This is a genomic window from Streptomyces sp. NBC_00249 (genome assembly GCF_026342355.1).
Classification (GTDB): domain Bacteria; phylum Actinomycetota; class Actinomycetes; order Streptomycetales; family Streptomycetaceae; genus Streptomyces.
The window spans coordinates 32073-54652 of the sequence record NZ_JAPEMV010000008.1; the positions used below are offsets into that span (position 1 = coordinate 32073).

General features: G+C 73.0%; 22 protein-coding genes. 14 read left to right on the plus strand and 8 right to left on the minus strand.

The window, feature by feature from the left end; genetic code table 11:
- Positions 1-98 precede the first annotated feature (98 nt).
- From OOK31_RS29835 to OOK31_RS29845, 3 genes are all read left to right on the plus strand, one after another.
- Positions 99-779, plus strand: a complete 681-nt coding sequence (locus tag OOK31_RS29835) for a TetR/AcrR family transcriptional regulator (RefSeq protein ID WP_267090495.1) — start codon at positions 99-101, stop codon at positions 777-779.
- Positions 780-1013: 234 nt separating this feature from the next.
- Positions 1014-2153, plus strand: coding sequence for an alpha/beta hydrolase (locus tag OOK31_RS29840; RefSeq protein WP_323188275.1), 1140 nt, complete (start codon positions 1014-1016; stop codon positions 2151-2153).
- Between the two features lie 98 nt (positions 2154-2251).
- Entirely contained in the window at positions 2252-3016 is a 765-nt protein-coding gene (locus tag OOK31_RS29845) for a DUF4429 domain-containing protein (protein ID WP_267090496.1), read from the plus strand.
- Positions 3017-3041: 25 nt separating this feature from the next.
- Here OOK31_RS29845 and OOK31_RS29850 read toward each other — a convergent pair whose 3' ends face one another.
- Together OOK31_RS29850 and OOK31_RS29855 are read right to left on the minus strand one after the other, a co-directional pair.
- Positions 3042-4067 (minus strand): aldo/keto reductase, encoded by a 1026-nt coding sequence (locus tag OOK31_RS29850; RefSeq protein ID WP_267090497.1) that lies wholly within the window; start codon positions 4065-4067, stop codon positions 3042-3044.
- Positions 4067-4471 carry a MerR family transcriptional regulator gene (locus OOK31_RS29855; RefSeq protein WP_267090498.1) on the minus strand — a complete coding sequence of 135 codons (405 nt, stop codon included), beginning with the start codon at positions 4469-4471 and terminating at the stop codon, positions 4067-4069. The genes OOK31_RS29850 and OOK31_RS29855 overlap by 1 nt, the downstream gene beginning before the upstream one ends.
- Before the next feature lie 69 nt (positions 4472-4540).
- Here OOK31_RS29855 and OOK31_RS29860 point away from each other — a divergent pair, with 69 nt between their 5' ends.
- Positions 4541-5368 carry a serine hydrolase gene (locus tag OOK31_RS29860; RefSeq protein ID WP_267090856.1) on the plus strand — a complete coding sequence of 276 codons (828 nt, stop codon included), beginning with the start codon at positions 4541-4543 and terminating at the stop codon, positions 5366-5368.
- Here OOK31_RS29860 and OOK31_RS29865 read toward each other — a convergent pair.
- Positions 5365-6024, minus strand: coding sequence for a pirin family protein (locus tag OOK31_RS29865; protein ID WP_267090499.1), 660 nt, complete (start codon positions 6022-6024; stop codon positions 5365-5367). The two genes, OOK31_RS29860 and OOK31_RS29865, sit on opposite strands and share 4 nt — an antisense overlap.
- An 81-nt stretch (positions 6025-6105) precedes the next feature.
- Between OOK31_RS29865 and OOK31_RS29870 the strand changes: the two genes are divergently transcribed.
- The 5 genes from OOK31_RS29870 (at position 6106) to OOK31_RS29890 (ending at position 11028) form a co-directional block, all read left to right on the plus strand.
- A complete protein-coding gene (locus tag OOK31_RS29870; protein ID WP_267090500.1) occupies positions 6106-7317 on the plus strand; it encodes a CdaR family transcriptional regulator in 1212 nt (403 codons plus the stop codon).
- An 89-nt stretch (positions 7318-7406) separates the two neighbouring features.
- Positions 7407-8339: an ACP S-malonyltransferase gene (locus OOK31_RS29875; RefSeq protein ID WP_267090501.1), complete on the plus strand. Its 933-nt coding sequence runs from the start codon at positions 7407-7409 to the stop codon at positions 8337-8339.
- 19 nt (positions 8340-8358) lie between these two features.
- The gene (locus tag OOK31_RS29880) at positions 8359-9363 is read left to right on the plus strand and encodes a ketoacyl-ACP synthase III (protein WP_267090502.1); all 1005 of its coding nucleotides are present in this window, start codon (positions 8359-8361) and stop codon (positions 9361-9363) included.
- 59 nt (positions 9364-9422) lie between these two features.
- The gene (locus OOK31_RS29885) at positions 9423-9671 is read left to right on the plus strand and encodes an acyl carrier protein (RefSeq protein ID WP_053677848.1); all 249 of its coding nucleotides are present in this window, start codon (positions 9423-9425) and stop codon (positions 9669-9671) included.
- Positions 9672-9750: 79 nt separating this feature from the next.
- The gene (locus tag OOK31_RS29890; RefSeq protein WP_267090503.1) at positions 9751-11028 is read left to right on the plus strand and encodes a beta-ketoacyl synthase; all 1278 of its coding nucleotides are present in this window, start codon (positions 9751-9753) and stop codon (positions 11026-11028) included.
- Positions 11029-11106: 78 nt separating this feature from the next.
- Here the strand turns inward: OOK31_RS29890 and OOK31_RS29895 are convergent, their stop codons facing one another.
- The 3 genes from OOK31_RS29895 to OOK31_RS29905 all read right to left on the minus strand — a co-directional run bounded on the left by OOK31_RS29895 (position 11107) and on the right by OOK31_RS29905 (position 14441).
- Complete coding sequence (locus OOK31_RS29895) at positions 11107-12321, minus strand: IS30 family transposase (protein WP_267090504.1); 1215 nt, start codon at positions 12319-12321, stop codon at positions 11107-11109.
- 82 nt (positions 12322-12403) lie between these two features.
- Complete coding sequence (locus tag OOK31_RS29900; RefSeq protein WP_267090505.1) at positions 12404-13870, minus strand: PQQ-binding-like beta-propeller repeat protein; 1467 nt, start codon at positions 13868-13870, stop codon at positions 12404-12406.
- 76 nt (positions 13871-13946) lie between these two features.
- The gene (locus OOK31_RS29905; protein ID WP_030160508.1) at positions 13947-14441 is read right to left on the minus strand and encodes a DUF3145 domain-containing protein; all 495 of its coding nucleotides are present in this window, start codon (positions 14439-14441) and stop codon (positions 13947-13949) included.
- A gap of 249 nt (positions 14442-14690) precedes the next feature.
- Between OOK31_RS29905 and OOK31_RS29910 the strand changes: the two genes are divergently transcribed.
- Positions 14691-15587: an SGNH/GDSL hydrolase family protein gene (locus OOK31_RS29910; protein WP_267090506.1), complete on the plus strand. Its 897-nt coding sequence runs from the start codon at positions 14691-14693 to the stop codon at positions 15585-15587.
- Between the two features lie 147 nt (positions 15588-15734).
- Here OOK31_RS29910 and OOK31_RS29915 read toward each other — a convergent pair whose 3' ends face one another.
- A complete protein-coding gene (locus OOK31_RS29915; RefSeq protein ID WP_267090507.1) occupies positions 15735-18185 on the minus strand; it encodes a beta-glucosidase in 2451 nt (816 codons plus the stop codon).
- A gap of 150 nt (positions 18186-18335) precedes the next feature.
- Here OOK31_RS29915 and OOK31_RS29920 point away from each other — a divergent pair, with 150 nt between their 5' ends.
- The 3 genes from OOK31_RS29920 to OOK31_RS29930 all read left to right on the plus strand — a co-directional run bounded on the left by OOK31_RS29920 (position 18336) and on the right by OOK31_RS29930 (position 21219).
- Positions 18336-18911, plus strand: a complete 576-nt coding sequence (locus OOK31_RS29920) for a TetR/AcrR family transcriptional regulator (protein WP_267090508.1) — start codon at positions 18336-18338, stop codon at positions 18909-18911.
- Positions 18912-18965: 54 nt separating this feature from the next.
- Positions 18966-20117: a low temperature requirement protein A gene (locus tag OOK31_RS29925; protein WP_267090509.1), complete on the plus strand. Its 1152-nt coding sequence runs from the start codon at positions 18966-18968 to the stop codon at positions 20115-20117.
- A gap of 385 nt (positions 20118-20502) precedes the next feature.
- A complete protein-coding gene (locus tag OOK31_RS29930; protein ID WP_267090510.1) occupies positions 20503-21219 on the plus strand; it encodes a carbon-nitrogen hydrolase family protein in 717 nt (238 codons plus the stop codon).
- A 7-nt stretch (positions 21220-21226) separates the two neighbouring features.
- Here OOK31_RS29930 and OOK31_RS29935 read toward each other — a convergent pair whose 3' ends face one another.
- The gene (locus OOK31_RS29935) at positions 21227-21562 is read right to left on the minus strand and encodes a helix-turn-helix domain-containing protein (protein ID WP_323188270.1); all 336 of its coding nucleotides are present in this window, start codon (positions 21560-21562) and stop codon (positions 21227-21229) included.
- A gap of 96 nt (positions 21563-21658) precedes the next feature.
- Here OOK31_RS29935 and OOK31_RS29940 point away from each other — a divergent pair, with 96 nt between their 5' ends.
- Positions 21659-22558 carry an NAD(P)-dependent oxidoreductase gene (locus tag OOK31_RS29940; protein WP_267090511.1) on the plus strand — a complete coding sequence of 300 codons (900 nt, stop codon included), beginning with the start codon at positions 21659-21661 and terminating at the stop codon, positions 22556-22558.
- Positions 22559-22580 lie beyond the last annotated feature (22 nt).

A 22580-nucleotide genomic window follows, 5' to 3' on the forward strand; every position in this document is an offset into this window, starting at 1 on the left:
CGACTGACACTTCACAAACGGCTCAGCGTGACAGTCTCTGTCAGGTCGGTCACAGGTACCCTGACCGCTCACTCCGCGTCAGGAAGGACCCTTCGGTGATGACCGAACCGCGGCCGGCCCCGGCCGGCCCGGCAGCCCCGCCGGCCGGACTTCGCGAGCGCAAGAAACGCCGCACCCGCGACGCCCTGCTGCGCTCCGCCCTCCTCCTCTTCATCTCTCAGGGGTACGAGCGGACCACCGTCGACGAGATCACCGACGCCGTCGAGGTCTCGCAGCGGACCTTCTTCCGCTACTTCGCGAACAAGGAGGAGGTGGCCTTCGCGGTCCAGGACCTCGTCGAGTCCCACTTCGTCTCCGCCCTGCGGGCCCGCCCGGCCTCCGAGAGTCCCTTCGAGGCCATGCGCAGCGCCGTCCTCGACGCCTGGGACACCGTCGACCAGGCCATTTCCGATGTCGTGCCCGTCGACCTGTACATGCGGGGCTACCAGCTGATCGAGTCCACCCCGGCCCTGCTCGCCGTCCACCTGCGGCGCTCGACCGAGTTGGAGGAGGAGATCTCCCGGCTGATCGCCGCGCGCGAGGGCCTCGACATCGACTCCGATCCGCGGCCCCGGGTGGCCGTCGCCGCCTTCTGCGGGGTGATGCGCGTCACCGGCCGGCTCTGGGGCCAGGGCGAGGACACCAGCGTGGCCGCCATCCGCCGGCTGACCGAGACCTACCTCGACCAGATCGGCCCGGCCCTGGCGGCCGACTGGCGCAAGGCCTCCGACCCGGACTGACCGCTCGCGGGCACGGCCCCCGGGGCGGGCACCGCACGGCCACGCTGCGTCACCACCGGGACCGCCCGTCCCACGGTCGGCCGTGAGCCCGGTCACCCGGCACACCACGGCCTCAAGTGGTCTCCTAGGCTGGCTCCAGTGAACCTGCCCGGCCACCACGCCCACTCCATCTCCGGTGCCCCCGAGCGCCCCGCCGCCCTGCGCACCCTGCTCGCGCTCGCGGTGGTCTTCCTCATGCTCGCCACCACCGGCTGGACCGCCGTGCACCGCCCCGAGGGCGGGGTCGCGGCGCGCGCCGCCGCACTCGCCGCGTGGGCCTCGGCCCGGATCGACGGCAGGCCCGTACCGCCCGCCGACGCCCCGGTCCGCACGGTCGAACGCTTCTTCGCCGACCTCGACGGCCACCAGCGGTCCCGGCTCGCCGACGGCTTCCCCCTCGTCGTCGGCAACCTCGACGGAGCCCCCGTCCAGACCCGCTACCGGGCCAACCGGAACTCCCTGGAGCACGCCGAGCGGGTCGAGCAGGCCCGCGCCAAGGACGTGGCCCTCACCCCCGCCGACCGCGCCACCGCCGTCCGGCGCTCGCACCGCTTCGCCTCCCTCGCCGAAGCCGGCCGCCAGATCCTGGTGTTCGACCCGACCGGCAACGGCCTCGTCGCCGAGGTCTTCGGCGATCTCGACGCCGCCCACCGGGTCTCCGTCGTCGTCCCCGGCGTCGACACCGACGCGCTCACCTTCGAGCGCACCCAGCGCCGCCTCATCGCCCCCGCCGGCATGGCGCAGTCCCTGTACGAGGCCCAGCGCGCGGCCGTGCCCGGCAGCCGCACCGCCGTCATCGCCTGGGTCGGCTACACCGCGCCCACCGGGGTCAACGTGGACGCCGCCACCGGCAGGCTCGCCGTCCAGGGCGCGGCCCGGCTCGAAGCGCTCACCTTCGCCCTGCCCGGGGACTCCGCGGTCACCCTCGTCTGCCACAGCTACGGATCGGTCGTGTGCGGGGTCGCCGCGCACCGGCTGCCCGACCGGGTCACGGACCTGGTGGTGGCGGGCAGCCCCGGCATGCGCGTCGCGAACGCCGCCGAACTGCACACCTCCGCCCGGGTCTGGGCGATGCGGGACCAGGGCGACTGGATCGCGGACGTCCCCCACCTGGAGCTCGGCGGCCTCGGCCACGGAGCGGACCCGATGTCCCCCGACTTCGGCTCGCGGCTGCTGGCCTCGACCGGGGCCAAGAGCCACACCGGCTATTTCGAGCCAGGCACCGCTTCCCTCGACAATTTCGCCAGGATCGGAACCGGCGCCGTCGCTTCCGTGGTGTGCGCGGACGGCTCCGACGACTGCCGACGCGCGAATTCCGGCGGCGAGGGGCACTGACCGCAACAGTTCCCCCACTGACACGCGTAGCGTCCGTGGAACATCCTGCTGTGCGACGAGGGGGACGCGCAGGGGTACGTCCCTCTACGATGAGCCGCATGGGTGACGTACTGGCCGGAAACCATGCCGTCTGGGAGTTCGAATCGGACTCGGTGCTCATCCGCTTCGCACGGGGGATGCGCACACCACGGCTCTGGCACGCGCTGGGCCCGCGCCGGATCCCCTTCGAAGCGTTGACCGGGGTGACCGTGACCGACACCGCGGGCCGGCGGGACCCGGTGGTGCTGTACGCCGCACCCCGGGCCGGAGCCGATCCGCTGATGGAAGCTGCCTCCGGGCAGCTCAAGGAAGCCTGCGATCCGTACCGCCTCGTGCTGCCCGCGGACCGGGCGGAGCAGGCGACGGCCTTCGCCGAGGCGCTGCGCGCCCGCCTGGGCCCCGAGGCCGCCGAACCGGCGGACCGGTTCCTCGTGGAGGTCCCACGGCCGCCGGTCCACTTCAAGGCCTACGACGCCCGGGTCGACTTCGACGGCTCGACGATCACCTTCCAGTGGTCCCGGACCGGCGCCACGAGCACCAAATGGAAGGCGGGCGACCAGCGGTACCCGCTGGCCGCCCTCTCCGACATCGAGTGGGTCTCCCCCGACCGCCCGGGCGGCGGCCACCTGCGGCTCCTGCTGCGCGACGGCGAAGGCAACACCGCCGCCGGCTCCGCCACCGACCCCCGGCCCGACCACGACCTGACCGCGGTCGTCTTCGGCGCGGGTGTCGGCGTCGGATCCGGAGGGGTCCACCAGGCCCTGCCGCTGGCGGCGGCCGTACTGGCGGGCCTCAAGGGCTCGGTCCGGCTCCGGGGAGCGTGAAGAGACGGCCTGAGGGAACCCCGGGTCAGTCCTCGCGGGCCGCGGAGGTGGAGGTCATGTCCGGGTAGCGGTCCCCCGCGACCCGGCCGGCGATCGGCTCCAGCAGGGCCAGCTCCTCCCCCGTCAGCGTGATCCGGGTCGCCGCCGTGTTCTCCGCGAGGCGTTCCGGCTTGCGGGTGCCCGGGATCGGGACCACCGTCAGGCCGTGCACCTGGGCCCGCTGGTGCACCCAGGCCAGCGCGATCTGCGCCGGGGTGGCCCCGTGCGCCGCCGCGATCTCCCGGACCGGGGCCAGCAGTTCCGCGTTGGCCCGGGCGTTGTCGCCGGTGAAGCGGGGCTGGTACCGGCGGTAGTCGTCCTCGGAGAGCTCCGCGGTGGCGTCGGCGAAGGCCCCGGTCAGGAAGCCCCGCCCGAGGGGCGAGTACGGCACGAAGGCCACGCCCAGCTCCGCCGCCGCGCCCACCGCGCTGCGCTCCACGTCCCGGCTGAACAGCGACCACTCCGACTGGAGCGCCGCGATCGGGTGCACCGCGTGCGCCTCCCGCAGCTCGGCGCCCGTGACCTCGCTGAGCCCGAGGTGGCGCACCTTCCCCTCCCGCACCAGCTCGGCCATGGCGCCCACCGACTCGGCGAGGGGCACGGCGGGGTCGCGCCGGTGCATGTAGTAGAGGTCGATCACGTCCGTCCCGAGCCGCCGCAGGCTGGCCTCGACGGCCTGCCGGACGTACGCGCGGTCGTTGCGGACGCCCCGGTGGTGGGGGTCCTCGGTGCGCTCCACGGCGAACTTCGTGGCGAGGGTGATCCCGTCGCGGTGGGCGGCCAGGAAGGATGCGAGGAACTCCTCGTTCGCGCCCCTGCCGTAGACGTCCGCCGTGTCGAAGAGGGTGACCCCGGCGGCGAGCGCAGCGTCCAGGGTGGCGCGGGCCGCCGCCTGGTCGGTATCCCCGTAGAACTCGCTCATGCCCATGCAGCCCAGGCCCTGGACGCCGACGACCGGTCCGCCCTTGCCCAGCTCGGCCCGCTCGATGGTGGTGGTGCCGTGCTCCGTCATCACTGTGCCTTCCTCGCGACGGTGTTCTTCGCGTCCGTGTTCTTCGCGTACATGCCGATCTTGAAGTCCAGTACGCCGAGGGCGTCCGTCAGCTCCGCGATCCGGGCCCGTACCTCGCGGCGCGTCCGCTCCAGCAGTTCCCGGCGGGCCTCGACGGTGTGCTCGCCCTCGCGCACCAGTTCCGCGTACCGGACCATGTCCGCCACCGACATGCCGGTGGCGCGCAGCTTGCCCACGAAGGACAGCCAGTCGAGGTCCCGGTCGCTGAACCGGCGCTGGCCCGAATGGGAGCGGTCCACGTGCGGCATCAGTCCGATCCGCTCGTACCAGCGCAGCGTGTGCTGGGTCAGCCCGGTCCGTGCCTCGACCTCGCTGATCGTGTACCGCGTCTCCGTCAGGCTCATGCCCCCACGCTAAAACCTTGGAGTGCACTCCAAGCAAGTAGGCTCGGCCCCATGGAGAGCCCGGAAACCCTGCACAGCCTGCGGACCGTCGAGAGCTGGCCGGTACCGGCCGCCGCGGTGGCCGTCGTACGCGCCGACGGGAGCCTGGCCGGTTCCCACGGCCCCGTCGACCGCCGCTTCCCGCTGGCCTCGGTCACCAAGCCGCTCGCCGCCTACGCGGTCCTCGTCGCCTACGAGGAGGGCGCCCTCGAACTGGACGAACCGGCCGGCCCCGAAGGCGCGACGGTCCGTCACCTCCTCGCGCACACCAGCGGACTTGCCTTCGACGAGCACCGCGTCATGGCCCCGCCCGGACAGCGCCGGCTGTACTCCAACGCCGGTTTCGAGGTGCTCGGCGACCACCTCGCCAAGGCCACCGGGATCCCCTTCGCGGAGTACCTGCACCAGGCCGTCTTCGAGCCGCTGGGCATGACCTCCTCCAGCCTGGAGGGCTCCCCGGCGAAGGACGGCGTCTCCACCGTCGCCGACCTGGTGCGCTTCGCCGCCGAGCTCCAGGTGCCCCGGCTGCTCGACGTCCGCACCGTCGCCGAGGCCACCTCCGTGGTGCACCCCGGCCTCAAGGGCGTCCTGCCGGGCTACGGCCACCAGTCCCCCAACGACTGGGGCCTGGGCATGGAGATCCGCGACGGCAAGTCCCCGCACTGGACGGGCGCCACCTCCTCGCCGCGCACCTTCGGGCACTTCGGCCAGTCCGGCACCTTCCTGTGGGTGGACCCGGACGTCCGCGCCGCCTGCGTGGCGCTGACCGACCGCGCCTTCGGCCCCTGGGCCGTGGAGGCCTGGACCCCCTTCACCGACGCGGTCCTGGCCGAGCTCCGCACGGCAGAGACCGCCTAGAGCGGAAGCTCCCAGATCAGCAGCTCCCCCGGGGACCCGGCCGTGATCCGCAGGTCCTTCTCGCCGGTGATCCGCGCCGAGTCCCCGGGGCCCAGCTCCTGCCCGTCGAGCCGCAGGTCCCCGCGCACCACGTGCAGGTAGACCCGGTCCGCGGCCGGTACGGGGATCCGCTCGCCCGCGCCCGGCCGGCGGACGTGGAGCACCGCGCCCGCCGCCGGGACCTCGTACGGGGTGCCGTCCGCGAGGCCCCGTACGACCTCGTACGAGGGCTCCCCGCCGGCGGTCAGCGGCGCCAGCCAGGTCTGCACGAAGCGCAGCGGCACCGCGGCGGCGTTGCGCTCCACGTGCCGGGCGCCGGAGCCGGCGCCGAGCCGCTGGACGTCCCCGGGCCGGACCAGGCCGGTGTGGCCGCCGGTGCTGTCCTCGTGGGTGAGCTCGCCCTCGACCACCCAGGTGATGATCTCGGTGTGGCTGTGCGGGTGCTCGTCGAAGCCCGAACCGGGGGCGAGGAGCTCCTCGTTGCAGGCGAGTACCGGGCCGAAGCGGATGTTGTCCGGGTCGTAGAAGGACCCGAAGGAGAAGGCGTGCCGGGTGGTGATCCCGGCGTCCCGGTCCCCTCCCTGGTAGCGGTCGGCGGCGCGGCGTACGTCAATCATGGGGGCCACCGTAGCCCCCGGGCGGGAGCGCGGCGGCAGGCCCGAGTCCGCGCCGGGCGGCTGATAAGGCAGTCTTGTCCCGTGCCCCAACCCGAACGTGAGCAGTCCCCCGAGACCCGTCCCGCGCATCCGGCGCACCCCCACACCGCGACGCTGCGACGGCTGGAGAAGTCCTCCGGCAGGCTCGCCGCCAACGCCATCGCGCGCATGGACGAGACCCTGCCGTGGTACCGGGCGATGCCGCCGGAGAACCGCTCGTGGATCGGCCTGGTGGCGCAGGCCGGCATCGCCGCGTTCACCGAGTGGTTCCGGCACCCGGAGACCCCGCAGGCGATCTCCACGGACGTCTTCGGGACGGCTCCGCGCGAGCTGACCCGGGCGATCACCCTGCGCCAGACCGTGGAGATGGTCCGTACGACGATCGAGGTCATGGAGGCCGCGATCGACGAGGTGGCGGCCCCTGGCGACGAGTCGATCCTGCGCGAGGCGCTGCTGGTGTACGCCCGGGAGATCGCCTTCGCGACCGCCCAGGTGTACGCGCAGGCGGCCGAGGCGCGCGGGGCGTGGGACGCCCGGCTGGAGTCCCTCGTGGTGAACGCGGTGCTGTCGGGCGAGGCCGACGAGGGCGCGTTGTCGCGGGCGGCGGCGCTCGGCTGGAACTCGCCGGACCACGTGTGCGTGGTGCTGGGCACCGCCCCGGACGGGGACAGCGAGCTGACGGTGGAGGCGATCCGGCGTGCGGCCCGCCACCACAAGCTCCAGGTGCTGACCGGGGTGCTCGGCGACCGCCTCGTGGTGATCGCGGGCGGCAGTGACAATCCGATGCAGGTGGCGAAATCCCTGATCGGGCCGTTCGCGGCCGGTCCGGTGGTGGCGGGGCCGGTGGTCCCGGACCTGCTGAACGCGACGAAGTCGGCGCAGGCCGCGGCCGCCGGACTGAAGGCCTGTACGGCGTGGCAGGACGCGCCGAGGCCGGTCCTGGCGGATGATCTCCTGCCGGAACGCGCCATCGCCTCGGATCCCTCGGCCAGGGACCAGCTGGTGGAGGAGATCTACAGACCGCTGGAGGAGGCGGGCTCGGCGCTGCTGGAGACGCTGAGCGTCTACCTGGAGCAGGCGAGCAGCCTGGAGGGGGCCGCGCGGATGCTGTTCGTGCACCCGAACACGGTGCGCTACCGGCTCCGACGTGTGACCGACGTCACCGGCTGGTCACCCTCCGACGTTCGTTCGGCGTTCACGCTGCGGATCGCCCTGATCCTGGGGCGCCTGGCCGACGGAGATCCGCAGTCCTAGACTTTTGTCGGACATCAACAATTACCCCGACTGTTCTTCGTCCCTGTCCCCACGGGCGGCGGAGACCATCCACAAGAGAGAGTGTGAGGGTGCTCGTACTCGTCGCTCCAGGCCAAGGCGCTCAGACGCCCGGCTTCCTGACTCCCTGGCTCGAACTCCCAGGCGCCGCTGAACGCGTCGCCGGGTGGTCGGACGCCATCGGGCTCGACCTTGCCCACTACGGCACGAAGGCCGACGCGGACGAGATCCGCGACACGGCCGTGGCCCAGCCGCTGCTGGTGGCGGCCGGTCTGCTGTCCGCCGCCGAGCTCACCGCCCGCCTCGCCGGGGGCCGTACGGCCTTCGGTGCCGTGTCGGGCCACAGCGTCGGTGAGATCACCGCCGCCGCGTACGCCGGTGTACTGGGCGAGCACGACGCGCTGTCCTTCGTCCGTACCCGCGGTCTGGGCATGGCCGAGGCCGCCGCCGTCACCGAGACCGGTATGGCCGCGGTGCTGGGCGGTGACCGGGACGTGGTCGTCGCGCACCTCGAGAAGCTGGGCCTGACCCCGGCCAACATCAACGGGGCGGGCCAGATCGTGGCCGCCGGCACCGCTGAGCAGATCGCCGCCCTCGAGGCCGAGAAGCCCGAGGGTTCCATGAAGGTCGTCGCCCTCAAGGTCGCGGGCGCCTTCCACACGCACCACATGGCTCCGGCCGTCGCCACCCTGGAGAAGGCCGCCGAGGCCCTCTCCCCGGCCGACCCGGCGCTGAAGTACGTGTCGAACAAGGACGGCCAGGTCGTCACCTCGGGAGCCGACGTCGTCGCCCGCCTGGTGGGCCAGGTCGCGAACCCGGTCCGCTGGGACCTGTGCATGGAGACGTTCGGCGCGCTCGGTGTCACCGGGATCGTCGAGCTCTGCCCCGGCGGGACCCTGACGGGTCTGGCCAAGCGCGCGCTCAAGGGCGTGCCCAGTGTGGCTCTGAAGACCCCGGACGATCTCGACAAGGCCGCGGCGCTCGTCGCCGAGCAGACGGCCTGAGAGAAGGAGCCCACACAGCATGTCCAAGATCAAGCCGGCCAAGGGCTCCCCGTACGCCCGCATCCTCGGTGTCGGCGGCTACCGCCCGACCCGGGTGGTGCCCAACGAGGTCATCCTGGAGACGATCGACTCGTCCGACGAGTGGATCCGCTCCCGCTCCGGCATCGCCACCCGGCACTGGGCCTCGCCCCAGGAGACGGTCGCGGCGATGTCCGTGGAGGCGTCCGGCAAGGCCCTGGCCGATGCCGGTGTCTCCCCGGAGCAGATCGGTGCCGTGATCGTCTCGACGGTCTCGCACTTCAAGCAGACCCCGGCCGTCGCGACGGAGATCGCGCACCGGATCGGCGCGGTCAAGCCCGCCGCCTTCGACATCTCCGCGGGCTGTGCCGGTTTCGGCTACGGCCTCACCCTCGCCAAGGGCCTGGTCGTCGAGGGGTCGGCGCAGTACGTCCTCGTCATCGGGGTCGAACGACTGTCGGACCTGACCGACCTGGAGGACCGCGCGACGGCCTTCCTGTTCGGTGACGGCGCCGGCGCGGTGGTCGTAGGTCCCTCGGACGAGCCGGCCATCGGCCCCACGGTGTGGGGTTCGGAGGGCGACAAGTCCGACACGATCAAGCAGACCGTGCCGTGGGACGAGTACCTCGGCAAGGACGGCGGAGAGAAGTTCCCGGCCATCACGCAGGAGGGTCAGGCGGTCTTCCGCTGGGCCGTCTTCGAGATGGCCAAGGTGGCCCAGCAGGCGCTCGACGCGGCCGGGATCACCGCCGAGGACCTGGACGTCTTCATCCCGCACCAGGCGAACATGCGGATCATCGACTCGATGGTGAAGACTCTCAAGCTGCCGGAGCACGTCACGGTCGCCCGTGACGTGGAAACCACCGGCAACACGTCGGCCGCCTCGATCCCGCTCGCCATGGAGCGGCTCCTGGCGACCGGAGCGGCGAAGAGCGGCGACACCGCGCTCGTCATCGGCTTCGGGGCGGGACTCGTCTACGCCGCGACGGTCGTTACCCTCCCCTAGGGCCGGGAACCCGTTCCCGCCCTGTTCAACCCAGTCAGCAGCTAGAGAAGGAGCGCCACATGGCCGCCACGCAGGAAGAGATCCTCGAGGGTCTCGCGGAGATCGTCAACGAGATCGCCGGCATCCCGCAGGAGGACGTCCAGCTCGACAAGTCCTTCACCGACGACCTGGACGTCGACTCGCTGTCCATGGTCGAGGTCGTCGTCGCCGCCGAGGAGCGCTTCGAGGTCAAGATCCCGGACGAGGACGTCAAGAACCTCAAGACGGTCGGCGACGCCGCGGACTACATCCTGAAGAACCAGGCCTGAGCCTGACGAGCGTTTGTCGCCACCTGGCGGTGGCGCCGTGACAATTCAGCACCCCCTTAGACGTGGAGAAAGAATTCCTGTGAGCCCGACCAATCGCACCGTGGTCGTCACCGGTATCGGCGCAACCACTCCGCTGGGTGGCGACAGCGCTTCGACCTGGGAAGGTCTGCTCGCCGGCCGGTCCGGCGTCTCGCCCCTGGAGGGCGAGCGCTTCGCCGAACTGCCGGTCCGTATCGCCGCCCAGGCAGCCGTGGACCCGAGCGAGGTACTGCCCCGCCCGCTGGCCCGCAAGCTCGACCGCTCGGCACAGTTCGCCCTGATCGCCGCCCGTGAGGCCTGGGCCGACGCCGGGTACACCGATCCGGCGGGCACGGAGACGACGACGGGCGCTTCCATCGTCCCCGAGCGTCTGGGCACCGTGATCGCCTCCGGCATCGGCGGCGTGACCACCCTGCTCGACCAGTACGACGTACTGAAGGAAAAGGGTGTGCGCCGGGTCTCCCCGCACACCGTCCCCATGCTCATGCCGAACGGCCCCTCGGCCAACGTCGGCCTCGAGGTCAACGCCCGCGCCGGTGTGCACACCCCGGTCAGCGCGTGCGCGTCGGGCGCCGAGGCCATCGGCTACGCCGTCGAGATGATCCGCACCGGCCGCGCCGACGTGGTCGTCGCCGGCGGTACCGAGGCGGCGATCCACCCGCTGCCGATCGCGGCCTTCGCCAACATGATGGCGATGTCCAAGAACAACGAGAACCCGACCTCGGCCTCCCGCCCCTACGACAAGGCCCGCGACGGCTTCGTCCTCGGCGAGGGCGCGGGCGTCGTGGTGCTGGAGTCCGCCGAGCACGCCGCCGCGCGCGGCGCCCGGGTCTACTGCGAGGTGCTGGGCCAGGGTCTGTCCGCGGACAGCCACCACATCGCGCAGCCGGAGCCGACGGGCCGCGGTGTCGCCGCCGCGCTGCAGAACCTGCTCGACAACACGGGCCTGGACCCGGCCGAGCTGGTCCACCTGAACGCGCACGCCACGTCCACCCCGCAGGGTGACACGGCCGAGCTGAAGGCCCTGCGCAAGGTGCTGGGCGACGACCTCGACCACATCGCGATCTCCGCGACCAAGTCGATGACCGGTCACCTGCTGGGCGGTGCGGGCGGTATCGAGACCGTCGCGACCGTGCTGGCGCTGTACCACCGGATCGCCCCGCCGACGATCAACATCGACGACCTCGACGACGACATCGACGCGGACATCGTCGTCGGCGAGCCGCGCAAGCTGCCCGTCGAGGGCCCGCTCTCCGCGATCAACAACTCCTTCGGTTTCGGCGGCCACAACGTGAGCCTGGCCTTCCGCACCGTCTGAGCTGTCGCGCCGTACGCGTGAAGGCCCGCCCCGGGAATGGCGGTTTCTAGGGGTCGTTGCAACACGTGGTCGGTTTGATCAGGCCGCGAGGAGTTTATGCAGGCGCTCGGCTGGGGTTTCCCAGTCGAGCGTTTTGCGTGGGCGACCGTTGAGCTGGGCTGCGACGGCGTCGAGGCGGTCGCGGGTGTGGAGGGCCAGGTTGGTGCCCTTGGGGAAGTACTGCCGCAGCAGTCCGTTGGTGTTCTCGTTGGAGCCGCGCTGCCAGGGGCTGGCCGGGTCGCAGAAGTAGACCGGGACGTCGGTGGCGGTGGTGAAGGAGCGGTGTGAGGCCATCTCGGAGCCCTGGTCCCAGGTCAGGGACCGCTTGAGGTGGGAGGGCAGGGCCTGGACCGTGGCGATGAGCGCGTCGCGGACGTGTTCGGCGCTGCGGCCGTCGGGCAGGTGCAGGAGCATGACGTAGCGGGTGGCGCGTTCGACGAGCGTGCCGATCGCCGAACTGCCGTCCTTGCCGATGATCAGATCGCCCTCCCAGTGACCGGGCACGGCCCGGTCTGCCGCTTCTGCGGGCCGCTCGCTGATCATGACCATCGGGTCGGTGAAGCGGGGCTGGCGGGAGTTCGCCTGGCGCTGCGGTCTGCGGCGGGCGCGGCCACTGCGCAGGGCGCCGGCGAGCTCGCGGCGTAGCTCTCCGCGTCCTTGGACGTAGAGAGCCTGGTAGACGGTCTCGTGGACCACGTGCATCTCCGGCCGGTCGGGAAAGGTTCTGCGCAGAGCCTGGCAGATCTGTTCCGGGCTCCACCGCTGGTCCAGGCCGGCCTGGACTGCTGCCCGCAGTTCGGGGTTCCGGCCGGTCTTGGACGGCTTGGGGCGCGGACGGCGGGCATCGGCGCGGGCCTGGGCGGCGTGGGGCCGGTACTGCCCGCTGCCGGGGTGCCGGTTGCGGCGGACCTCCCGGCTGACGGTGGAGGGACTGCGGCCCAGTTCCGCCGCGATCGCGCGGATGGTGGCCTTCTCCCGCAGCCGGTCGGCGATGTGGATGCGATCGGCCTCGCACAGGTAGCGCGAGGAAACGGGAGGCGGCACCACCGCGTGTATCGGTGATGCCGCCTTGTTCCCGCCGGACGGATTGCGTCCGTTGCGCCAGCGTCTGCCGGTCTTCGGGTTGATCCCGACGATCCGGCACGCTTCCTTGTTGTTCAGTCCCTGCCGCATGAGCTGGGAGTATGCCGCCCGCTCCGCAGAGAGCTTCTTGGCTCCCTGCGGCTTACGGTCGACCCGGACGTCGAAGTCCATCGCACCCCTTGAGCTGGGGTGTTGCAACAACTCCTAGAACCCAAGAATCCGGGCGGGCCTTCGGCGTGTGACGGGTCCGCGGTCAGCGGCGCAGGCCGTAGAGCGGATGCTCCGAGGTGCTGCCCGAGTTGACCACGACGTAGCCGCCCTCGACGGGCCACAGGCCGGCGCTCTCGGACCATCCGGAATGCCAGTACCGGCCGTTGCCGCGGATGGCCACCCGCTCGGCGCTGTCCTTGCCGGTGCGGCCGTCCAGGGTCCACAGCCGCCGTTCCCCGAGTACGGAGAGCCGGGCGCCGGCCGTCGCGGTGAGCGCGGCCGGCTTCTCGCCGAGGCTCTTGGCCCACACCCGCTTCCCGTCCGCGAGGGAGTACCCGGCGAGGCCCGCCGACTCCGTCCTGCCGGGCGCCTGCACGGCCGTCACCAGCGTGTCCCCGACGACGGCGGCGAGCGGCGCCGGCCGGCCGACGTCGACGTACCGGTCGGTGCCGAGGAGGAGGGTGCCGTCCTTGCCGGAGAGCGGGATCACCGCGCGGCCGCGGCCCTGGCCGTCGTAGGAGAGCACGGCGGCGGTGCCGCGTGGGTCGCTCTCCCAGAAGGAGACGACGGCCGGCTCGACGGAGAGCACGGCGAAGGCCTTCGCCGGAGTCTCCACGGGGAGCGCGCCCTCCCAGAGCTGCGCGCCGGTGCGGGCGTCGAGGGACAGCAGCCGGGTGGCGGCCGTGGTGGCGGCGCCGGGCGTGCGGCACTCCTCCAGCATCAGCACCCGTCCGCCGGCCGCCTCGGCGCCCAGCGGGGCGCAGCCCTGTGCGGACTCCCGCTTCCACTGTTCCTGGCCGGCTTCGGCCGACAGGCCCCGTACGGTGCGCTGTTCGGCGACGACCGCGGTGGTGGCGGAAAGGGCCAGGGCGGCGGTGGTTCTGCGCGCGGCTCCGTCGACGGGCTGCTGCCAGCGGATCTTCCCGGTGCCGAGGTCGACGGCGGCGGCGGTGGTGCAGGGCTTGTCGTGGCCGGCGAATCCGACGACGCCCAGGCCGCGCTCCGCGCGGGGGCTCAGGGCGCAGACGCTCTGGCGGGCCGGGGCGGGGAGGGTCCAGAGCTCCTTGCCGTCGCGTGCGGCGTACGCGGTGAGTCCGTCGGTGCGGACGCGGACGACGGTGTCGCCCACCGGCCAGCTGCCGAGTCCCTCGACGGTGTCGGGCGTGTCCTTCGGTACCTGCCAGGCGCGTTCGAGGTGCTCGCCGCGCAGCCACTGGTAGCCGAGCCAGCCGGGCCAGAGCCCGGCGAGCAGCCCGGTCAGGGCGAGGACGCGGACGGTGCGTCCGGTCAGCGCCCCGGCCACGGAGGTGCCGGTGGCGACGAAGGCGACGATGCCGCCGAAGGTGAGGGCGAAGGCGAGGATGAGGACGGACGGCAGGCCCTGCGGGCAGTTGGAGCCCCCGCACCCGCCGCCGGCCTCCCGTTGGAGCGCGGTCCAGCCGAGGCCGTGGAAGAGCACGGCCCAGCCGACGGCGGCCGCGCTCAGGGCTGTGGCGGCCGCTCTGGCCATGGTCGAGAAACGCACAACTGCCCCCCACGAACGTGATCACGTGTTCGCGGGGGACGGTACCTCAGAGGGGTGTGGTTCAGACGACCTGATGGAGCCAGCGGACCGGTGCGCCCTCGCCCGCGTAGCGGAAGGGCTCCAGCTCGTCGTCCCAGGGTTTGCCGAGCAGTTTGGCGATCTCCGCCTCCAGGTCCGTCTCACCGCGCGCGGAGCGGGCGAGGGCGGCGCGGAGCCGGTCCTCGGGGATCAGGATGTCGCCGTGCATGCCGGTGACGGCGTGGAAGATGCCGAGTTCCGGGGTGGAGCTGTAGCGCTCGCCCTCGGCGGTCGGACAGGGTTCGGCGGTCACTTCGAAGCGGAGCAGGTGCCAGCCGCGCAGCGCCGAGGCGAGTTTCGAGGCGGTGCCCGCTTCGGCCTGCCAGGAGAACTCGGCTCTCCAGGTGCCCGGGGAGGCGGGCTGCCGGATCCAGTCGAGGTTCACCCGCACCCCGAGCACGCCCGCAACAGCCCATTCCACGTGCGGGCAGAGCGCGCGCGGCGCGGAATGCACGTACAGAACTCCACGTGTCGTCACCGGGACCTCCAGTGTGGGACGAGGTCGGGAATAATCTCCAGAAAACGGACAGTATGTGACGTGATGTAATGTAACGGAAATTATTTGACATTGCGCTACGGCGCCTGCGGCCGAAACGCCACGGGAAAAAGCTACCGTGCGCCAGGGGTCATGGTGTGACGTACGGTCGCTCCGAAGCCGGTAAACACAGAGCATTCACTCAGCAGGACGCCCCCGTACGGACACGGGGCGACGAGGGAGGACCACCCGATGCGCACCACCGCTCCGAGCCGCACCCTGCGGCGGACCTTCGCGGGCGTGGGCGTGGCGGTGGCCCTGCTGGCCGCGACGGTCACCGCGTGTGACGAAGCCGCCCCGTCGGCCGAGGGCGAGCGGGGGGCGCAGGCCCGGCCCCGCTGGAACACGGCGCCCGCTTCGGTCGCCGCCGTCGGGGACTCCATCACCCGCGGGTTCGACGCCTGTTCGGTGCTGGCCGACTGCCCGGAGGTCTCCTGGGCCACCGGCAGCGACCCCGCGGTGCGCTCGCTGGCCGCCCGGCTGCTGGGGGAGGCGGAGGTGCCCGCGCGCAGCTGGAACTACGCGGTGACGGGCTCGCGCATGGCCGACCTGCCGGGCCAGCTGGCGGCGGCCGCCGCGCACCGGCCCGGCCTGGTCACGGTCATGGTGGGGTCGAACGACGCCTGCCGGCCCACGGCTTCGTCGATGACGCCGGTGGCGGAGTTCCGGGCCGGTTTCGAGCGTTCGCTGCGGGACCTGCGGGCCGCCTCGCCCGATTCCCAGGTGTACGTGTCCTCCGTGCCCGACCTCCAGCGGCTGTGGGAGCAGGGCAAGGACAGTCCGATGGTGCGGCAGATCTGGAAGCTGGGGATCTGTCAGTCGATGCTGGCCGAGCCGCTGTCGGCGGCGGCGGGGGCGACGGCCCGCCGGGAGCAGGTGCGGGCGCGGGTGGTCGAGTACAACGAGGTACTGCGCGAGGTGTGCGCCAAGGACGAGCTGTGCCGCTACGACGGCGGCGCGGTGTTCCAGTACCCCTTCGCGGCGGATCAGTTGAGCCACTGGGACTGGTTCCACCCGGGCAAGGACGGGCAGGCGCGGCTGGCCGAGCTGGCGCACCGACAGGTGACGTCCGCCCAGCCGCCACGTTGACGCCGGTCGGATCCGGCGGACCGGGGGCGGGTGTCAGGGCCCGCCCCCGGGCCGGTCCCGGGGCTGCCGGACGACGGTGATTTCAGGCCACTTCGGCCCCGACGCCCCTCACGGCGTGTCGCACCGTCCGTCGCGCGGCGGGGCGGCTCACAGGTCGAGGGTGACCGTGAGCCGGGTGTCGGTGTGGGAACGGCTCGCGCGGACCTCGTAGGCGCCGCCGATCCGCTGCCAGCCGCGCGTGTCCTCGTCCCAGATCTCGAAGGCCCGGGCGGGCAGCGGGATCACCGCCTCGACGCTCTCGCCGGGGCCCGCCTCGACGCCCGCGAAGGCGGCCAGCCAGCTCGCCGGGCGCTCCGCCCGGTCGGCGAGGGGCGCCAGGTAGACCTGGACGACCTCGCGGCCGGGCCGGGAGCCGGTGTTGGTGAGGCGGACCCGGACGGTGTCGGGGGTGGCCTCCAGGGATTCGTAGGCCCAGTCGGTGTAGCCGAGGCCGTGCCCGAAGGGGTAGGCGGGGCGCACGCCCCGGGCCTCGTAGGCCCGGTAGCCGGTGAGGAGGCCCTCGCGGTACTCCAGGCGCCCGTCGACGGGGACGACCTCGGTGACGGGGGCGTCGGCGAGGGCGGCCGGCCAGGTGGTGGGCAGGCGGCCGCCGGGCTCCGCGTCGCCGAGGAGTACGTCGGCCAGCGCGGCCCCGCCCTCCTGCCCGGGGAACCAGGTCAGGAGCACGGCGGCGACCTCCTCGCGCCACGGGAGTTCCACCGGGGAGCCCGCGTTGACGACGACGACGGTGTTCGGGTTGGCGGCGGCGACGGCGCGGACCAGGTCGTCCTGGCGGCCGGGCAGCGCGAGGTCCTTGCGGTCGAAGCCCTCGGACTCGACCCGCTCGGTGGTGGCGACGACCACGACGGCGGTGTCGGCGGCCCGCGCGGCCTCCGCGGCCTCGGCGATCAGCTCGTCGGGGTCGCGCCGGGGCCCGAGGTGGAGCAGCGAGAACATGACGGCCTTCAGCGGCAGGGCGCTCATGTCGGGGACCTGGTAGGTCAGGGAGACCGCGACGGGCTCGCCTTCGGTGAGGACGGTGCGGGCGCGTTCGCTGGGGGCGCCGAAGAAGGCCTCGAAGGGGTCGGCCTCGGAGCCCATCTCCTGGACGCCCTCCCAGAGCACCTCGCCGCCGACGGCCAGGGTGAAGGCGCCGAGGCCGCGGGTGCCGAAGGCGTGCTCGCCGTTCTCGCGCGGCACGAAGCTGCCGGTGACCTCGATGGAGGCCATCGTCTCGTACGCGGCTCCGGCCGGCAGGTCGTCGCCGATCCACTGCACCTGGCCGCTGGGCAGGGTGCCCTCGCCGAGGACGGCACCGGAGGCGTCCCGGCAGACGGCGCGCAGGGTGAAGCCCTGGCCGGCGGGGGTGAGTTCGTCGCTGGGGTCGGCGCCGACGGTGAAGGTCAGGGCGCCTTCGGGCAGCGCGGCGGTGAGCCCGTCGAGCGGGGACACCACCCGCTCGGGGAAGACGGTGGCGCTGCCGCCGCCGAGGACGCGGGCGTCGCGGGCGGCGGCGCCGAAGAGGGCCACGGTGCGGCCGGCGCCCGCGTCCAGCGGCAGCGCGCCGTCCTCGTTGCGTACGAGGACGAACCCGCGGGTGGCCAGCTCGCAGGCCAGGGCCTGCCCGTCGAGCGGCGCCGGGGGTTCGGTGACCACGGCGGGGGCGCCCTCCAGGAGGCCGACGCGGGCGGCGAGCCGCAGGACGTTGCGTACGGCGGTGTCGACGGCGGACTCGGGGACCTCCCCGGCGCGGACGGCGGCGGCGAGGGCGGGGCCGTGGACGGTCGTGGGGCCGGGCATGGCCACGTCGAGGCCGCCGAGGATGCCGCCGGTGGTGGAGCGGGCGGCCATCCAGTCGGAGACGTTGCAGCCGTCGAAGCCCCACTCGGCGCGCAGGACCTCGTTCACCAGGTACTGGTGCTCGGTCATGGTGGTGCCGTTGACCCGGTTGTAGGCGGTCATGATGCCCCAGGGGCGGGCATGGGCGACGATCGCCTCGAAGGGGGCGAGGTACATCTCACGCAGCGGACGCGGGGCGATGACCGAGTCGACGGTGAAGCGTTCCGTCTCGGCATCGTTGCCGACGAAGTGCTTGACAGTGGTACCGACCCCGCCGTCCTGGACCCCGTTGACGTAGCCGCTGCCGACGACGCCGGTGAGGTACGGGTCCTCGGAGTAGCACTCGAAGTGCCGCCCGCCCAGCGGGGAGCGGTGCAGGTTGACGGTGGGGGCGAGGAGGACGTGGACGCCCTTGCGGCGGGCCTCCTGGGCGAGGAGCCGCCCTGCGCGGCGGGCGAGGCCCGGGTCCCAGGCGGCGGCGAGGGCCGTCGGGGAGGGCAGGGCGACGGAGGGGTCGTCGGCGCTCCAGCGCACGCCCCGGACCCCGACGGGGCCGTCGGACATGACCAGGGAGCCCAGTCCGATCGCGGGGACGGCGGGCAGGGACCACATGTCCTGGCCGGCCAGGAGGCGGGTCTTGGTGTCGAGATCCAGCTTGCCCAGTGCCGTTTCCACGGCGTCCTCGCGGACCTGGTCGCGGGCCTGATCGGCGTCGGTCACGGCCGTGCCTCCTCATCGGTGCGGTGTGGCCCCATGGTGGACCCGCTCCCTGTAGAACGGTAGGGTTCGTTATGTGTTCGTGATGCATCGATGCCGTACGGTCCTGCTGGCGGGGTGCGGCCGGGATGCGAGCGGAAGGGGTACCGGGCGATGGCCAGGGCGAAGAGCGAGGAACGGCGCGGCGAGATCGTCCGCGCGGCGGTCGAGGTGATCGCGGAGCGCGGCTACCGGGGTGCGTCCCTGGGCTCCGTCGCCGAACGCGTGGGCCTGACCCAGCAGGGGCTGCTGCACTACTTCCCGACCAAGGAGACCCTGCTCGTCGCGGTCCTGGAGGAACGCGACCGCTGGGACACGGGCGGGGGCTCGCGCGCCTCCGCCGGCACCTGGCGCCTCGACCTGCTGGCCTCCCTGGTGGAGTACAACGCCATGCGCCCGGGCATCGTGCAGACCTTCTCGGCGCTGCTCGGCGAGAGCGTCACCGACGGACATCCGGCCCGGGAGTTCTTCACCGAGCGCTACGCGCAGGTCCGCGGGGAGATGGCCGCCGTCCTGCGCGCCGAGTTCGGCGAGCGGCTGCCCTCCGGGCTCACCCCGGAGCAGGCCGCCCCGCTGCTGACGGCGGTGATGGACGGGCTCCAGTACCAGTGGCTCCTCGCCCCGGAATCGGTGGACATGCCCGCCGCCTTCCGCTCCTTCCTCACCCTGCTGCGGGGCCCCGGCGCGTAGTCTCGCGAACCGGCCGGGCATGCTTTCCCCGGGCGCCAACCGGGGGGAGACGCAATGGAGTCGGAGCGGGAACGGCCGGAGAAGAAGGTCGCGTGGTCGGAGCTGTTCTTCGACCTGGTACTGGTCTTCGCCGTCACACAGGTGTCGGCGCTGCTGCACCACGACCACGGCTGGGCGGGCACCGGCCGGGCCCTGATCGTCTTCGTCCCCGTGTACTGGGTGTGGGTCGGCAACACCGTGCGCGCCAACACCACCGACGCGGACGAACCGCTGAACCGGCTCGCACTCTTCGCCGCCGGACTGTGCGGCCTGATGATGGCCCTGGCCGTGCCGGAGGCCTTCGGGGACCGCGGGCTCCTGTTCGCCGGGGCCTACTTCGTCGCCCGCCTGGTGCTCGCCGCGGTCGCGCACGCCCGCAGCAGGCGCCTGACGCCGACGCCGGTGACCCTGTCGGTGCTGATCAGCGGCCCGCTGCTGCTGACCGGTGCCTTCCTGGAGGGCGGCACCCGGATCTGGCTGTGGGCGCTGGCCGCCGCCGTGGACCTGGCCGCGCCCCGGCTGACGCGCCGGAACATGATGCGGCTGAACTTCGACCCGGGGCATCTCGCCGAGCGGTTCGGGCTGTTCGTGATGATCGCGCTGGGCGAGTCGATCGTGGCGGTGGGCGCCCCCGTGGCGACCTCGCCGGAGCTCGGCGCCGGCTCCCTGACGGCCGTGGCCGTGGCCTTCGTCCTGGTGTGCAGCCTGTGGTGGGTGTACTTCCACCTGGCCGCGAGCGCGGTCCGGCACGGGCTGGAGACCGCCGCCGAACGGGCCGACGTGGCCCGGCAGGTCCTCTCGTACGGGCACCTCTCGCTGATCGCCTCGATCATCGCGGTGGCCGTCGGCATGGCCGAGGCCGTCGCCCACCCGGGCGAGCGGCTCCCGCTCGGGGTCGCCGCCCTCCTCTACGGGGGCTGCACCCTCTACCTCGCCACCTTCGGGTACACCCGCTGGCACCTGTTCCGCTCGTGGTCGGTGACCCGGCTGGTGGCGGCGGCCGCCGTGCTGCTCCTGCTGCCCGTGGCCGCGGTGCTGCCGTCGCTGGGCGCGCTGGTCCTGCTGACGGCGGCGGTCACCGTCCTCAACCTGACGGAGCTGCGCCTCGTCCGCGCCGGCGGCACCCTGCCCGGCGACCTCGCACGGGCGGACTCCACGGCGCGGTAGGACCGCGGCCGGGCGGGCCCGGAGGCGTTTCAGCAGGTCAGAGGAGCGAGACGAGGCACCGCCGGGGGCGGAGGGGGCGCACGGCGGGGCGCAGGGCGGAGCATGTGGACAGGTCGGCGACCCCGAAGCGGACAGCATGGTGTCCGATCTGATCGACAACCGGGAGGTCGACGGGGTCAACGCCCTCTTCCGGACGATCGGTTCCCTCGGCCCCGGCCAGGACCTGTCCGAACTGCCGCCCCGGCTGCCAGGACGACCAGCCGCAGATGCGCCAGGAGCTCGACGACGACCGCTGACCCGCCGGGGTCACAAGCCCGACGCCCGCCGTCCGGCCCTCCCCCGGTCCGCCCGGGAGGGGCCGCCGGCGGGCTGGCATCCTGAACGCATGAAAATCGCCGCCGCGCAGCTGACCTGCGCTCCCGCCGAGGTCTCCGTCAACGCCGCCCGCGCCGCCGCGCTCGCCGCACGGGCCCGTGAACAGGGGGCGGAGCTGGTGGTGTTCCCCGAGCTCACGCTCACCGGGTACGAGCTGGAGCCGCTGGCGCAGGATCCCGGTCTGTGGCTGGCCGACGCCGAGGACCCCCGCCTGGACGGGCTGCGCTCCACCGGCACGGCGACCGCCGTCAACGTCGCGCTGCGCACCGGCGGGCCGCTGCCCGCCATCGCGACGCTGGTGTACGACGCGGACGGCGCGCACGTGACGACGTACGCGAAGCACCACCTCTTCGAGCACGAGCAGGGCGCCTTCGCCGCGGGCACCGGCGACGGGCGCTTCGAACTGGGCGGGATCCGCTTCTCGCTGGCGGTCTGCTACGACAACCACTTCCCGGAGCTGACCGGCCGGGCCGCGGCCGACGGCTGCCGGGTGCACCTGGCGAGCTCCCTGTACGGCACGGGCGGCGGCATCGCCGAGCGGGCGAGCATCTACCCGGGGATCGCGAAGGAGCACGGCATGTACGTGGTCCTCGCCAACCACGTGGGACCCGCGGGCCCGTGGACGGGCTGCGGAGGCGCGGCCGTGTGGGGCCCGGGCGGCGAGCTGCTGGCCGAGGCCGACGACCGCACCCCGGGCGTGGTGACGGCCGAGGTGAGCGCCGGCTGAGCCCCGCTCAGGCGGAGTCGGGGAGCAGGTACTTGGTGCCCCACTGGCCGAGGGACTCCAGGGCCGTGTTCAGGTCCTGGCCGAGCGGGGTCAGGGAGTACTCCACGCGCGGCGGGACCTCGTCGTAGACCTCGCGGTGGACGATGCCGTCCGCCTCCAGCTCCCGCAGCTGCACGGCGAGCACCTTCTCCGACACCCCCGGGACCAGTCGGCGCAGTTCGCCGAAGCGGCGCGGGCGCTGCTCCAACTCCCACAAGAGGGAGACCTTCCACTTGCCGTCGATCACCGACATCGCCGCCGCGATCCCGCAGTGGTCCGCCCCCGGCCTTCGTGTCACCGCCACCGCACACCCCTCCCACCTGCTCGCTCACCTCGGGGTAACCACCCACTCCGAAGTGCGTACTTGAGCGCTTCACCGCCTGCCACCAGGCTAAACGGCATGACCGACACACACCTGACGAAGCGCCCGCTCACCCTCCTCGGACTCGGCGACATGGGCACCGCCCTCGCCCGTACCTGGCTCGCCGCCGGACACCCCCTGACCGTCTGGAACCGCACCGCCGCCAAGGCGCGGCCCCTGGAGGCCGAAGGCGCCGCCGTCGCCGCCACCGTCGCCGAGGCGGTCGCGGCGAACGGCCTGGTCGTGCTGTGCCTGCTGGACGACGCCAGCGTCGGCTCCGCCCTGGAGGGCGTCGACCTGACCGGCAAGGACCTGGTCAACCTCACCACCGGCACCCCGGCCGAGGGCCGGGCGCGGGCGGCTTGGGCGCAGGAGCGCGGGGCCCGGTTCGTGGACGCCGGGATCATGGCCACGCCGGACATGATCGGTGTGCCCGAGGCCGGCGGGTACGTCTTCCACAGCGGCTCCCGCGCCCTCTTCGAGACCCACCGGGAGGTGCTGGAGGTCCCGGCCGGAGCCCGCTTCGTCGGCGAGGACCCGGGGCACGCGGCCCTGCACGACGTGGCGCTGCTGAGCGCGATGTACGGGCTGTTCGCCGGGATCTCGCACGCCTACGCGCTGATCGAGGGCGAGGACATCGCGCCGAAGGACCTGTCCCCGCTGCTGTCCGAGTGGCTGGGCGCCATGGGCTTCTTCGCCGGGATCGCCGCCGAGCGGCTGACCTCCCGGGACCTCACCACCGGGGTGGTGTCCAGCCTGGCCATGCAGGTCGCGGGGAGCGGCACCCTGGTCCGCACCGCCGCCGAGCAGGGCGTCAGCACCGAGCTGATCTCCCCGTACCTGGACCTGATGCGGGAGCGGCTGGAGGCCGACCCGGCCCGGCACGGCGGGGAGGACACGGTCGGGGTGATCGGCCTGCTGCGGCGCGACGCCGCGTAGCCCGCGCCCCGGCCGGGTGCGG

Coding starts and splice junctions, on each gene's coding strand:
- OOK31_RS29850 (WP_267090497.1), bottom strand. CDS start 4,067: ATGACGGAGCACGGCACCACCACCATCGAGCGGGCCGAGCTGGGCAAG.
- OOK31_RS29910 (WP_267090506.1), top strand. CDS start 14,691: ATGCGCACCACCGCTCCGAGCCGCACCCTGCGGCGGACCTTCGCGGGC.
- OOK31_RS29920 (WP_267090508.1), top strand. CDS start 18,336: ATGGCCAGGGCGAAGAGCGAGGAACGGCGCGGCGAGATCGTCCGCGCG.
- OOK31_RS29855 (WP_267090498.1), bottom strand. CDS start 4,471: ATGAGCCTGACGGAGACGCGGTACACGATCAGCGAGGTCGAGGCACGG.
- OOK31_RS29880 (WP_267090502.1), top strand. CDS start 8,359: ATGTCCAAGATCAAGCCGGCCAAGGGCTCCCCGTACGCCCGCATCCTC.
- OOK31_RS29845 (WP_267090496.1), top strand. CDS start 2,252: ATGGGTGACGTACTGGCCGGAAACCATGCCGTCTGGGAGTTCGAATCG.
- OOK31_RS29900 (WP_267090505.1), bottom strand. CDS start 13,870: ATGGCCAGAGCGGCCGCCACAGCCCTGAGCGCGGCCGCCGTCGGCTGG.
- OOK31_RS29930 (WP_267090510.1), top strand. CDS start 20,503: ATGAAAATCGCCGCCGCGCAGCTGACCTGCGCTCCCGCCGAGGTCTCC.
- OOK31_RS29835 (WP_267090495.1), top strand. CDS start 99: ATGACCGAACCGCGGCCGGCCCCGGCCGGCCCGGCAGCCCCGCCGGCC.
- OOK31_RS29865 (WP_267090499.1), bottom strand. CDS start 6,024: ATGATTGACGTACGCCGCGCCGCCGACCGCTACCAGGGAGGGGACCGG.
- OOK31_RS29895 (WP_267090504.1), bottom strand. CDS start 12,321: ATGGACTTCGACGTCCGGGTCGACCGTAAGCCGCAGGGAGCCAAGAAG.
- OOK31_RS29925 (WP_267090509.1), top strand. CDS start 18,966: ATGGAGTCGGAGCGGGAACGGCCGGAGAAGAAGGTCGCGTGGTCGGAG.
- OOK31_RS29940 (WP_267090511.1), top strand. CDS start 21,659: ATGACCGACACACACCTGACGAAGCGCCCGCTCACCCTCCTCGGACTC.
- OOK31_RS29840 (WP_323188275.1), top strand. CDS start 1,014: ATGCTCGCCACCACCGGCTGGACCGCCGTGCACCGCCCCGAGGGCGGG.
- OOK31_RS29885 (WP_053677848.1), top strand. CDS start 9,423: ATGGCCGCCACGCAGGAAGAGATCCTCGAGGGTCTCGCGGAGATCGTC.